The sequence below is a fragment of the Polynucleobacter sp. AP-Elch-400A-B2 genome (assembly GCF_018688355.1).
Lineage (GTDB): Bacteria > Pseudomonadota > Gammaproteobacteria > Burkholderiales > Burkholderiaceae > Polynucleobacter.
Genome location: NZ_CP061317.1, coordinates 1,903,494 through 1,915,347, shown reverse-complemented (window position 1 = coordinate 1,915,347; position 11,854 = coordinate 1,903,494). Strand labels below are relative to the sequence as shown.

Here is an 11,854-nt window from a genome sequence, read left to right as displayed (position 1 = left end):
AGCTCTTTCCCATGAATCCTTCTGAACTTCGCTCCACTCTGGCCTTAGCCGGCATCTTTGGCCTTCGTATGTTGGGCCTATTCCTGCTTTTGCCCGTTTTTAGCATCCATGCCAAAGACTTGCCTGGAGGCGACCAAGCACTCCTGATAGGGCTAGCACTGGGCATTTTCAATATTGTTCAGGCCTGCTTTCATATTCCCTTAGGCAGGCTTTCTGATCGAATTGGTCGAAAAAAAGTCGTTTTATGGGGTCTGTCCTTATTTGTTGCTGGAGCATTGATTTGCGCAGCAAAGGACGATTTGCTTTGGATCGCCATTGGGAGGGGCGTTATGGGCGCTGGAGCAATTTCTGCAGCGGTCTCTGCTTGGGTTGCTGACCTCACTCGGGAGCAAGTGCGCAGTCAAGCCATGGCCTTGGTCGGCGTTAGTATTTCATTATCGTTTGCTGTTTCGCTGGTTGTTGCTGCCCCGCTTTATCGCATGATTAGCTTAAGCGGGATGTTTTTAGTATTGGCAATCTTAGGTGCTGCAGCGATGGTAGTAGCTTACTTTGTATTGCCAAATAACAAGCCTGAGGTTTATGCACAGCAAGATTCACTGAAGCTGGTATTTTTGCGCCCAGAGCTTATGCGCCTTAATGTGGGAGTGTTTGTTTTAAACGCCACCCAAGTGGCTATGTTTTTAGTGGTGCCACGCCTATTAGAGCAAGCGGGATTTCCGCTGAGCGCACACTGGCAAGTTTATCTCTCAGTCGTCTTACTTTCTTTTGTGTTTATGGTTCCGCTTTTAATATACGGTGAGAAAAAACAGCGTATACGACTGGTTTTATTAATCGCAATCGTTCTTCTGATTATTGCTGAAATCATCTTCACTCAAGCCTCATCCGTGACGCTGATTGCAGTGGCATTGTTGGTTTACTTTGTAGGTTTTAACCTGCTGGAGGCGCTGCAACCCTCATTGGTGACTCGTTATGCAAAAGAATCCAAGGGAACTGCTTTGGGCGTTTACAACACTACCCAGTCGATTGGCCTCTTTACAGGCGCCGCTATTGGGGGTTGGTTGATGGATGCCCATGGTAATTTATCGGTCTTTGTCATGGGTGCAGCATTGCTTTTGTGCTGGCTTATAATTGCTTGGTCGATGCGCGAATTACCTGCAAAAGTAGTGGATTCAAAGGATTTAACTGCAAAGGCATAGCTGTAGCTTTACTGATTCCATTTATTTTTTTAGCTACATTTCAGATTTAATTAATCGTATTATTTTTCTTCGGGAGACAACATGGCTTCGGTAAATAAGGTCATCATCGTAGGTAACGTAGGACGTGATCCAGAAACGCGTTATATGCCAAGCGGCGACGCAGTAACTAATATTTCAGTAGCGACATCGGATCGTTACAAAGATAAGCAGTCTGGTGAAATGAAAGAAACCACAGAATGGCACCGTGTTGCGTTCTTTGGAAAACTGGCAGAGATCGCTGGTCAATATCTCAAAAAAGGTTCACAGGTTTATGTAGAAGGTCGTTTACGCACACGTAAATGGACTGATGCTAGCGGCCAAGAAAAATACTCCACTGAGATCGTTGCAGAAACTATGCAAATGCTTGGTGGTAAGCCAGTAGGTGGCAGTGGTGATGGTGGTGAAAGCTATAGCCGCTCAAAGCCGGTTGAGAACTCTGCACCAGCATCTTCTAATGCGGCATCCCTTGGCGCAATGGATGACGATATTCCGTTTTAAGGATTATTTTTATTCGTTTTGCCTAATACAAAGAGCCCTTAAAGAAGGGCTTTTTGTTTAATTACTAATCTGTTTACTGCCTCGCATGGCGAGTATTTTCTGGCCAAGGCGCATTGTGATCAGTGCGGAAGGGATTAATGTCTAACCCACCACGTCGGGTGTAGCGCGCGTAGACAGAGAGTTTTTCTGGTTTGCACTGGCGCTTGATATCGGTGAAGATGGTTTCAACACAATGCTCATGAAACTCACCCTTTTGCCTGAATCCAATCAGATAGCGTAGTAAACCTTCTTCCAAAATCGGGCGGCCCTGATAACGAATTTGCACGCTAGCCCAATCTGGTTGACCAGTCACTGGGCAATTGGATTTGAGTAAATGAGAAACTAAGCATTGCTCGATTGGTCCAAAAGATTCATTAGCTTCAAGTAAGGCGGGATCTGCAGGTAAGCTTGGATCGATCTCGATATCAAGGCGGTCCATCAGCACACCGCTCATCTCCTGCATACCTTTTTTGGCAATCGTTTCAGTTGGATTAATGCGGGTAGCAATCTTGCTGCCTGCTACAGCTGATAAATCAGTGATCAATTGTTCGCGCACTGCTGCTTCATCGTCAAAGCGGGCACTATTGAAACTATTAAGGTAGAGCTTGAATGATTTGGACTCAATCATGTTTGGCGAATCGGCTGGAACCTGAAATTCTGCTAAGGCAATCTGAGGTTTGCCTTTTTTATTCAGCCAGCTAAGCTCAAAAGCATTCCAAATATCGACCCCTACAAAAGGCAGAGCTTGATTTGCTTTGATATCGAGTTTGAGGCGATTCTCGGAGCGGGGAATGGGGAATAGCAAACTCGGATCATATTGATCGGGATATGGCGTTGCTTGACCAAGTGTAAGTATCGACATTAGTTTTTAGGCTTATTGGATACGCCGGATACCACGTGACCAGTCGGAGCTACTGAAGCAGCAGATTGGCAGTGACCCGTTTGGTCATCAAAGAAAAAGTCGGGCTCGAACTCGCGGAGGAATTCGCTTTTGGAAAGTCCACCAAGGAACATGGCTTCATCAACATCAACACCCCAGGCCATCAGCGTACGTATAGCGCGCTCATGTGCAGGTGCAGAGCGAGCGGTTACCAAGGCAGTGCGAATGCGCATCCCTTTCTCGCTAGTAGTACGTTGTAAACGATGGAGCGCTTCTAACAAAGGTTTGAATGGGCCAGGCGGCAGAGGGATCGCGGCTTTTTTACTTTCATGATCCACAAAGGCTACTAAGCCTTCACTTTGGAATACTTGCTCAGCTTCATCGGAAAAGAGAACGGCATCTCCGTCAAATGCAATGCGGATTTCATTGGGGTGAGACTCCGCAGTCTTACTGGATTCTGGATAGACGCGAGCTGCAGGAAAGCCTGCATCAATTGTGGCACGCACATCATCCTCATTTGCAGAGAGAAACAAATTGGCATGCAAAGAGCGCAGGTAGTGATAGGGTGGGCGCCCTCTGGTAAATACACCGCGTTCCAAATGAAGGCCATGGTGTTCAGCCGAACGAAACACACGTAAGCCGCTAACCGGGTCATTGCGAGAGAGAATTACCACTTCGACACGTTGCTCACCATCTTCATTGAAGGCTAACAACTTCTTTACCAATGGAAAAGCAACGCCTGTTTGAGCAGCTTTAGATAGGCGCTCTAATTGCAATTTCATATAGGCGCTGTCATCAGTGGATTCAAAAATACGATTCTCTTCCTCGAAATCAAATAGTGCGCGCGATGAAATCGCAACAACGAGTTTTCCGGTGAGTGTGAATGACATTAAGGATTAACTCTTATTTGAGAAATAGGCGATAAGCCGGATTATCTGTTTCATTCCAATGTGGATAGCCGAGTGACGCTAAGAAGTTTTGGAACTTCTTCTGTTCATTTTTAGGCACTTGTAAGCCAACGAGAATACGGCCATAGTCTGCACCATGATTACGATAATGAAACAGGCTGATATTCCAGTTCGGCGCCATGCTGGTGAGGAACTTCATCAGTGCGCCTGGGCGCTCCGGAAATTCAAAGCGATAAAGCAACTCATCTTGAGCGAGGGCTGAGCGGCCGCCCACCATATGGCGTAAGTGTGACTTCGCTAGCTCATCATGGGTTAGATCAATCGTTGCAAACTTGGCCTTACGGAAATGCTTTGCAATCGTGCTGCTATCACTCGCCTTTTGCGTTCCGATACCGACAAAAATATGGGCTTCACTTTGATCAGCAATGCGATAGTTAAATTCAGTGACATTGCGATTACCGAGTAATTCACAGAAGCGTCTGAAGGAGCCGCGCTCCTCTGGAATCGTCACGGCAAAAACAGCTTCGCGGAATTCGCCCACGTCAGCACGTTCTGCGACAAAGCGTAGGCGACTGAAATTCATATTGGCACCACAAGCAATCGCTACCAATGTTTTCTTTTTCAGGCGATGCTTATCTACATACTTTTTCATACCGGCAATAGCTAAAGCGCCAGCCGGCTCCAGAATGCTGCGGGTGTCTGTGAAAACATCATTGATTGCAGCACAGATTTCATCGGTATTCACGGTGATGATGTCATCAACTACACGTTTGCAAATGCGGAAAGTTTCTTTGCCAACCAACTTCACTGCTGTTCCGTCCGAGAAAAGACCTACATCTTTCATCTCGATGCGCTTGTTGGCTTCAAGTGATCTTCTCATCGCATCCGAGTCGACTGATTGAACGCCGATGACTTTAGTCTTGGGGCTGACCGCTTTGACATATTCCCCAATGCCAGCGATTAGACCGCCACCACCAATGGCCACAAAAATGGCATCAATCGGCTCTTGGTGCTGCTGAAAGATCTCCAAGGCAATCGTGCCTTGTCCTGCAATCACATCGGGGTCATCAAAAGGGTGAACGAAGGTAAGCCCCCGCTTTTTCTCTAAAAGCTCAGAGTATTTAAAGGCATCGCTATAGGATTCGCCATGTAAAATCACCTCTACCCAGGAGCCGCCGCGCGCCTTCACGGCATCGATTTTGAGACTAGGGGTGGTGAGGGGCATCACGATGACTGCTTTGCACTTCATTTTGGCTGCCGCTAAAGCGACGCCTTGGGCATGATTGCCTGCTGAAGCGGCAATTACCCCCCTTTTTAAAGCTTCTGGGGGCAAATGGGCCATTTTGTTATAGGCGCCACGTAATTTGAATGAGAAAACCGGCTGGTTATCCTCTCTTTTGAGCAGTACTTGATTGCCTAAGCGCTTAGTGAGTTCGGGGGCTACTTGGAGCTCTGTTTCCCTGGCTACATCGTAGACTCGGGCCGATAAAATTTTCTTTAAATAGTTCGTTGCCATGCGATGAGCGTACCATGAACGGGCTCTAAGCCCTTAAATTTGCAGGGGTTTATTACCCCAAGCCAACATCTTTATTAGTTTCCTGCCAATATCCACATCCCTCAATTAAAATGCATATTTACCAAATATGACGCTATGAACGCCCCATTAGCTTTGAATCAGTTGTTGGATGCCGAAGCGGGTTCACCCCGCCTCCGCGAAATCCCTTACAACTACACCTCCTTTTCCGATCGTGAAATCGTTATTCGCTTGCTGGGCGAGGAGTCATGGCGTGTTCTGAATGACTTGCGTGGGATTCGCCGCACTGGCCGCTCTGCTCGTATGTTGTTCGAGGTGTTGGGTGATATCTGGGTAGTTCAACGCAACCCCTTCCTGCAAGATGACTTATTAGATAGTGCCAGTCGCCGTCAGTTATTAATTGACGCTTTATGGCATCGCCTTGGTGAAGTAAAGAAAAGATCTAGCGGTGAATCAGTTGAGCAAGTTCAAGTTTTATTGAATGCTGCACATCGCGCCGTTGAGAATTTTGAGCAGGGCTTCAAAGAAGTAACTGAGATTCGTAAGCGTGCTCGCAAAGAACTTGGCCGCATTACAGCTGCAGATAATATTTGTTTTGATGGGGTCTCACGTGCAGCGCATGTGACCGACGCAACAGATTGGCGCGTTGAATTTCCGCTTGTAGTGCTTAAGCCTGACTACGAATCTGAAATCCCTGGCCTAGTGAAGGCTTGTATTGCTTTGGGTTTAACTATTATTCCGCGTGGAGGCGGCACTGGTTATACCGGTGGCGCTATTCCTCTCTACGCCATGTCGGCAGTGATCAATACTGAAAAGCTTGAGCAGATTGATAGCGTCAAGGCAAAGCGTTTGCCAGGCGTGGACCATGAAGTTTCAACTATCTTTACTGGTGCCGGTGTAGTGACACGCAGAGTGGCAGAAGCTGCAGAGCGAGCTGGACTCGTATTTGCAGTTGATCCTACTTCAGCGGATGCGAGTTGTATTGGTGGCAACATTGCCATGAATGCTGGCGGTAAAAAAGCCGTCCTGTGGGGCACTGCCTTGGATAACCTAGCCAGCTGGCGCATGGTGGATCCAGAAGGTAATTGGCTTGATGTTGAGCGCCTTGATCACAACTTAGGAAAAATTCACGTAGCAGAAAAAGTACGCTTTGCGCTGACTTGGTCTGATGGTAGGAGTGAGCCAGGCGAACACGTTCTCAAAACAGAAACCTTGGAAGTAGAAGGTAAGCGCTTTCGTAAAGAGGGCCTAGGCAAGGATGTGACTGATAAGTTTTTATCAGGTCTACCTGGCGTTCAAAAAGAAGGGTGCGACGGATTAATTACGAGCGCCACTTGGATTTTGCATCGCATGCCTAAATTCATGCGAACTGTTTGCTTAGAGTTTTTTGGTCAAGCGCAAGAAGCTATTCCAAGTATTGTAGAAATCAAAGCGTACCTCGATGGCTTGAGCAAGAATGGCGGACCAATCTTGGCTGGCTTGGAGCACTTGGATGACCGCTATTTAAAAGCAGTTGGTTATTCCACCAAATCCAAGCGCAATGCAATGCCGAAGATGGTATTGATTGGTGATATTGCTGGTGATGATGAAGAGGCAGTAGCGGCTGCGACTAGCGAAGTCGTACGCATGGCCAACAATCGTGTGGGTGAAGGTTTTGTGGCAGTTAGCGCCGAGTCGCGTAAAAAGTTTTGGTTAGACCGTGCCCGTACTGCAGCGATTGCTCGCCACACCAATGCCTTTAAGATTAATGAAGACGTGGTGATTCCATTGCCACGCATGGGTGAGTACACCAACGGTATCGAGCGTATCAACATTGAACTTTCACTCAAAAATAAGTTACAAGTTTTAGATGGCCTCAAAGCTTTCCTAAAAAAGAGTGCGCTACCACTTGGTAAGAATGATGAAGACTATGAAATCCCCAGTACTGAAATTTTGGGTGATCGCGTACAGCAAGCTCTTGAGCTGATTGATAAGGTACGGGCGCGTTGGTCAGATTGGCTGATGCAGATGGATACGTATTTTCCGGATCTGCAGAATTACAGTTTGCGCGCCTCGTGGAAGACAGAAGTGCGCGCTGAACTCAGAATCATTTTTGGTGGCCTAGCATTTGAGCCTATCCTGAATGAACTGGAAGCTATTCACAAAAATATTTTACGTAAGCGTGTCTTTATAGCGCTACATATGCATGCTGGTGATGGTAATGTGCACACCAACATACCGGTGAATTCAGATGACTACGAGATGCTGCAAGATGCTCATCGCGCTGTTGATCGGATTATGAAACTGGCTCGCTCATTAGATGGTGTGATATCTGGTGAGCACGGTATTGGTATTACCAAGCTGGAGTACCTGACCGAGGCTGAGCTGAAAGACTTCCGCGCCTACAAAAAGCGTGTTGATCCTGAGGGTCGCTTCAATAAGGGCAAGTTGATGCCGCATGCCGATCTCAGCATTGCTTACACCCCAAGCTTTGGTTTGATGGGGCATGAGTCCATCATCATGCAGCAAAGTGATATTGGTGCGATTGCTGATAGCGTGAAAGATTGTTTGCGTTGCGGAAAGTGCAAGCCAGTCTGCTCTACACATGTACCGCGTGCTAATTTACTGTATAGCCCACGTGACAAAATTTTGGCAACCTCCTCTTTAATCGAAGCCTTCCTGTATGAAGAGCAAACGCGTCGTGGCGTATCGATTCGTCATTGGGAGATGTTTGATGATGTTGCAGCACATTGCACTGTATGCCACAAGTGTTTAACACCTTGCCCTGTCAATATTGATTTTGGTGAGGTTTCGATGAACATGCGTAACTTGTTGCGCAAGATGGGGCAGCAACGCTTTAACCCTGGAACAGCGGCATCAATGATGTTCTTAAATGCTACTGATCCAGACACTATCAACTTGCTTCGTAAGACTATGATTGGTTGGGGTTATAAGCTCCAACGTTTGGGTAATGATGTATTTCGTAAGTTCGCGCGCAAACAAACTGCGCATCCACCCGCCACGGTAACCAAGCCCAATATTAAAGAGCAGGTCATTTTCTTTGTAAATAAGAAGATGCCTGGTAATTTACCGAAGAAAACTGCTCGTGCGCTCTTAGATATTGAGGATGCGAATTATGTGCCGATTATTCGAGATCCAAAAACAACATCTGCGGATACGGAAGCGGTATTTTATTTCCCGGGTTGTGGTTCTGAGCGCTTGTTCTCGCAGGTCGGTTTAGCTACGCAAGCGATGCTTTGGAATGTGGGCGTGCAAACGGTATTGCCTCCGGGCTACCTCTGCTGCGGCTATCCACAGCGTGGCAATGGCGACTTCGATAAAGCAGAAAAGATGATTACGGATAACCGTGTTCTCTTTCATCGCGTAGCCAATACTTTAAATTACTTGGATATCAAGACTGTTGTGGTTTCATGTGGCACTTGTTATGACCAGTTGGCAGGTTATCAGTTCGAACAGATCTTCCCTGGTTGCCGCATTATTGACATTCATGAGTATTTGCTGGAGAAGGGTGTCAAGCTTACGAATGTGACCGGTGTGAAGTATATGTATCACGATCCATGCCACTCACCAATGAAGTTGCAAGACCCCCTCAAGACGGTGAATGAGCTGATTCAGTCGGAGGATGGCAAAGCCATTCAGAAGAATGACCGCTGCTGTGGTGAGTCTGGAACTCTTGCGGTGACACGTCCCGATATTTCAACTCAAGTGCGTTTCCGTAAGCAGATTGAGATGGAAAAGGCTGCCGATGAATTACGCAAAGATGATTTCACTGGTGAGGTCAAAGTGCTCACTAGCTGCCCATCTTGTCTGCAAGGCCTGGCTCGCTTTGATGCGGATAGCGATACTACTGCCGATTACATTGTGGTTGAAATGGCGCAAAAATTATTAGGTCCTGATTGGATGCAAGATTACGTTGCTAAGGCAAATCAAGGTGGTATTGAGAGGGTATTGGTTTAATGATTCCAACTAATGTTGTAGTGCATCAGCAGTCAAAAGTGTTGGAGCTCTCTTATGAGAATGGCAATACCTTTCGCCTACCTTTTGAATTTTTAAGGGTGGTATCTCCTTCGGCTGAGGTCCAAGGTCACGGTCCTGGGCAGGAGACTTTGCAAACTGGTAAGCGTGAAGTGCTGATAGCAAATATCGAGCCAGTGGGCCACTACGCTCTTAAGCCTTCATTTTCCGATGGACATGATTCTGGTTTGTATTCTTGGGACTATCTGCAATTTTTATGCGAGAACCAAGAAGTATTATGGAAAGAGCACTTGGATAAACTAGCTGCTGCTGGTTTGGATCGAGATGCTCCGATGAGTGTTGCTGGTGGTAAATCTTGTGGCAGCCATTAACCGTCATATCAGTTAAGTAAAGAAGAATATGAGTAAGACCCATTTTGGATACCAAAGCGTCGATGAGGCTGAAAAAGCAGGTAAGGTCGCTGAGGTATTTCATTCTGTAGCGAGTAAATATGACGTCATGAATGACTTGATGTCATTTGGGCTACATCGCTTGTGGAAAAAAGTCACGATTGCTCGTGCTCAAGTACGCCCCGGTCAAAAAGTATTAGATATTGCTGGTGGCACGGGCGACCTAGCTGCTACCTTTGCACGTGCAGCAGGCTGGGGTCATAACCCTGAAGCTCAAGTATGGTTAAGTGACATCAATGCTTCTATGCTGGGGGTTGGCCGTGATCGCCTGCTTGATCAGGGAATGGCTTTACCCTGCGTGCAGTTCGATGCGGAGAAAATTCCTTTCCCCGCGAATCACTTTGATGTGGTGACAGTGGCGTTTGGCTTGCGAAACATGACTCATAAAGATGTTGCTTTGACTGAGATGCTCAGAGTAATTAAGCCCGGGGGTCGAGTGTTGGTGTTGGAGTTCTCGAAACCAGATGCCTTTTTAGGTCCGATTTACGACACCTACTCATTTAAGGTGTTGCCTTGGTTAGGCGAAAAGATTGCTCAAGATTCTGAGAGCTATCGCTACTTGGCGGAATCTATTCGGATGCACCCAGATGCTAAGGCCCTTAAAGACATCATGCTGGGAGTGGGTTTTGATGAGGTGGATACCCACAGAATGACTGGGGGTATCGTTGCGCTCCATATTGGTATTAAATACTAGTGTTTTCATAGCTTTTGTTGGTCAAGAAATAAAGTAGTTCTATAGGGGATCAAAATATGAGTAAGCATTTTTTCAAGGCAGTTATATTGAGTATTAGCTTAATATTTGCTACCGTTGGCCATGCCGATGCGGCTCGTTTGGGTGGTGGCAGAAGTATCGGCAAGGCACCAAGTGCGCCAATGCAAAAACAAGCTACTCCCGCACAAAAGCCAACTCAACAAGCTCAGCCAGCAGCACCAGCTGCAGCCCCTCAAGCACCAGCACCTAGTCGCTTCGGTGGCATGGGAGGCATCTTGGGTGGTTTAGCTGCAGGACTTGGTATTGGCTTCCTCTTATCCCATTTTGGTCTAGGTGAGGGTGCATCTTCATTGATCACTGGGTTACTTATTGCAGCCTTAGCCGGCTTTGCCATCATGTTCATCATGAGAAAAATGATGCCTGCTTTATCTGGCGTTAATAAAAGCCCTCAAATGACTTCGCAAGGTATGCAGCGTAGCAATCTAGATCAGGCGCCAAGACAAGAGCCTGCGTTTACACCGGCTGCTAGTGCATTAGGTGGTGTTGCCGCCGAGCCTGCACCATTTCAATCAACGCTGCCACCAGGATTTGATGAATACGCATTTTTGGATAACGCGAAACAGTTTTTTTCAGGCTTACAAAAGGCGTGGGATCAGGGCGATTTAGCTGCATTACGTGAGTACACCACCCCAGAGATGTTTGCTACGATTGAGCAAGACTTGGCCGGACGTGCTGACAGCGCTAATCAAACTGATGTAGTGACACTCAATGCGCAGTTGCTCGGAATTGAAACGGCTGACAATACTTACTACTGTAGCGTGCAGTTCACTGGCTTGATTCGTGAACAAGTAGGTGCACAGGCAAATAACTTCTCTGAAGTGTGGAATCTCAGTAAGCCGGTAAGCGGTCCTGGAGGCTGGGTACTAGCGGGCATCTCCCAGTTAGTTTAAGCTTGTAGTACTTTCCACTGAAAGCCCGCACTTGTGCGGGTTTTTTACACTGATGACCACCGTATCTCCCACCACTCACCACATTGCAGTATCTGCTGCTTGCCGAGGAATAAATCATGTCCTCAAGGCTGAGCCGTGGGCTATGGTGGAGTTGGCGCGCCATGCTGGCAAAGTCATTTTGCTCAATTTGCCGATTGGGCATCTCTTTTTTGAGATAGCGCCCGAGGGCTCCCTGCTTGCCTTGACCCATGCGGATACCCCGTCATTAGAGTTAGAGGTTTCCTCTGAAGCATTGAGTGCTTTAGCTGGTGGTCCTGGTAACTTACGGGAGCAAGCAATGAAGTCAGTGAAGATTACTGGTGATGCTGACTTGGCACAACTATTAGGCCGTTTAGCAGGTCAAATTCGGTGGGAGTATGAGGAAGATCTGGCACGCCTCATTGGCGATGCGCCTGCAAACTTCGCTGTAAGCCAAGGTAAGAAATTCATTTCTGCTGGGAAATCTGCGGCGACCGATTTGCTAGAAAATGTCATTGAGTATGTCAGTGAAGAAAGAAAAGTCCTTTTGAATAAACGAGATTTTTTAATTCGTAAGAATGAATTAAGTGTGTTGCGTGATGCGGTTGATCGTCTAGACAAGCGTATCCAACTTTTAGAGCGAAAAGGTTAATTGA

General features: G+C 47.0%; 10 protein-coding genes. 7 read left to right on the top strand and 3 right to left on the bottom strand.

What is annotated here, in order from left to right; genetic code table 11:
• Window positions 1-11: 11 nt before the first annotated feature.
• Both FD977_RS09810 and ssb read left to right on the top strand, forming a co-directional pair.
• Window positions 12-1,196, top strand: a complete 1,185-nt coding sequence (locus FD977_RS09810; RefSeq protein WP_215305390.1) for an MFS transporter — start codon at window positions 12-14, stop codon at window positions 1,194-1,196.
• 81 nt (window positions 1,197-1,277) lie between these two features.
• Window positions 1,278-1,733, top strand: a complete 456-nt coding sequence (gene ssb, locus FD977_RS09805; protein WP_046330869.1) for a single-stranded DNA-binding protein — start codon at window positions 1,278-1,280, stop codon at window positions 1,731-1,733.
• 73 nt (window positions 1,734-1,806) lie between these two features.
• Here ssb and queF read toward each other — a convergent pair whose 3' ends face one another.
• Genes queF through ilvA form a run of 3 tightly spaced genes read right to left on the bottom strand, consistent with a single transcriptional unit; the run spans window position 1,807 to window position 5,076 of the window.
• Window positions 1,807-2,634, bottom strand: coding sequence for an NADPH-dependent 7-cyano-7-deazaguanine reductase QueF (queF, locus tag FD977_RS09800; protein ID WP_215305388.1), 828 nt, complete (start codon window positions 2,632-2,634; stop codon window positions 1,807-1,809).
• The gene (locus tag FD977_RS09795; protein WP_215305386.1) at window positions 2,634-3,542 is read right to left on the bottom strand and encodes a 5'-nucleotidase; all 909 of its coding nucleotides are present in this window, start codon (window positions 3,540-3,542) and stop codon (window positions 2,634-2,636) included. Before FD977_RS09795 ends, queF begins: the two co-directional genes overlap by 1 nt.
• A 13-nt stretch (window positions 3,543-3,555) precedes the next feature.
• Complete coding sequence (gene ilvA, locus FD977_RS09790; protein WP_215305384.1) at window positions 3,556-5,076, bottom strand: threonine ammonia-lyase, biosynthetic; 1,521 nt, start codon at window positions 5,074-5,076, stop codon at window positions 3,556-3,558.
• 135 nt (window positions 5,077-5,211) lie between these two features.
• On the opposite strand from ilvA, the gene FD977_RS09785 reads away from it, so the two are divergent.
• Genes FD977_RS09785 through FD977_RS09765 form a run of 5 tightly spaced genes read left to right on the top strand, consistent with a single transcriptional unit; the run spans window position 5,212 to window position 11,850 of the window.
• On the top strand, window positions 5,212-9,051 hold the full coding sequence (locus tag FD977_RS09785) for an FAD/FMN-binding oxidoreductase (RefSeq protein WP_215305383.1): 3,840 nt from the start codon (window positions 5,212-5,214) through the stop codon (window positions 9,049-9,051).
• Window positions 9,051-9,440, top strand: a complete 390-nt coding sequence (locus tag FD977_RS09780) for a gamma-butyrobetaine hydroxylase-like domain-containing protein (protein ID WP_215305381.1) — start codon at window positions 9,051-9,053, stop codon at window positions 9,438-9,440. Before FD977_RS09785 ends, FD977_RS09780 begins: the two co-directional genes overlap by 1 nt.
• A gap of 28 nt (window positions 9,441-9,468) precedes the next feature.
• The gene (ubiE, locus tag FD977_RS09775) at window positions 9,469-10,212 is read left to right on the top strand and encodes a bifunctional demethylmenaquinone methyltransferase/2-methoxy-6-polyprenyl-1,4-benzoquinol methylase UbiE (RefSeq protein ID WP_215305380.1); all 744 of its coding nucleotides are present in this window, start codon (window positions 9,469-9,471) and stop codon (window positions 10,210-10,212) included.
• A gap of 56 nt (window positions 10,213-10,268) precedes the next feature.
• A complete protein-coding gene (locus FD977_RS09770; protein ID WP_215305378.1) occupies window positions 10,269-11,180 on the top strand; it encodes a Tim44 domain-containing protein in 912 nt (303 codons plus the stop codon).
• Between the two features lie 52 nt (window positions 11,181-11,232).
• Window positions 11,233-11,850, top strand: a complete 618-nt coding sequence (locus tag FD977_RS09765) for an SCP2 domain-containing protein (RefSeq protein WP_215305377.1) — start codon at window positions 11,233-11,235, stop codon at window positions 11,848-11,850.
• The last annotated feature ends 4 nt before the right edge of the window (window positions 11,851-11,854 follow it).

Excerpts from the sequence above, each read along its gene's own strand:
- FD977_RS09780 (WP_215305381.1), top strand. The coding sequence starts at position 9,051 with ATGATTCCAACTAATGTTGTAGTGCATCAGCAGTCAAAAGTGTTGGAG.
- FD977_RS09795 (WP_215305386.1), bottom strand. The coding sequence starts at position 3,542 with ATGTCATTCACACTCACCGGAAAACTCGTTGTTGCGATTTCATCGCGC.
- FD977_RS09785 (WP_215305383.1), top strand. The coding sequence starts at position 5,212 with ATGAACGCCCCATTAGCTTTGAATCAGTTGTTGGATGCCGAAGCGGGT.
- ubiE (WP_215305380.1), top strand. The coding sequence starts at position 9,469 with ATGAGTAAGACCCATTTTGGATACCAAAGCGTCGATGAGGCTGAAAAA.
- FD977_RS09765 (WP_215305377.1), top strand. The coding sequence starts at position 11,233 with ATGACCACCGTATCTCCCACCACTCACCACATTGCAGTATCTGCTGCT.
- ilvA (WP_215305384.1), bottom strand. The coding sequence starts at position 5,076 with ATGGCAACGAACTATTTAAAGAAAATTTTATCGGCCCGAGTCTACGAT.
- FD977_RS09770 (WP_215305378.1), top strand. The coding sequence starts at position 10,269 with ATGAGTAAGCATTTTTTCAAGGCAGTTATATTGAGTATTAGCTTAATA.
- queF (WP_215305388.1), bottom strand. The coding sequence starts at position 2,634 with ATGTCGATACTTACACTTGGTCAAGCAACGCCATATCCCGATCAATAT.
- ssb (WP_046330869.1), top strand. The coding sequence starts at position 1,278 with ATGGCTTCGGTAAATAAGGTCATCATCGTAGGTAACGTAGGACGTGAT.
- FD977_RS09810 (WP_215305390.1), top strand. The coding sequence starts at position 12 with ATGAATCCTTCTGAACTTCGCTCCACTCTGGCCTTAGCCGGCATCTTT.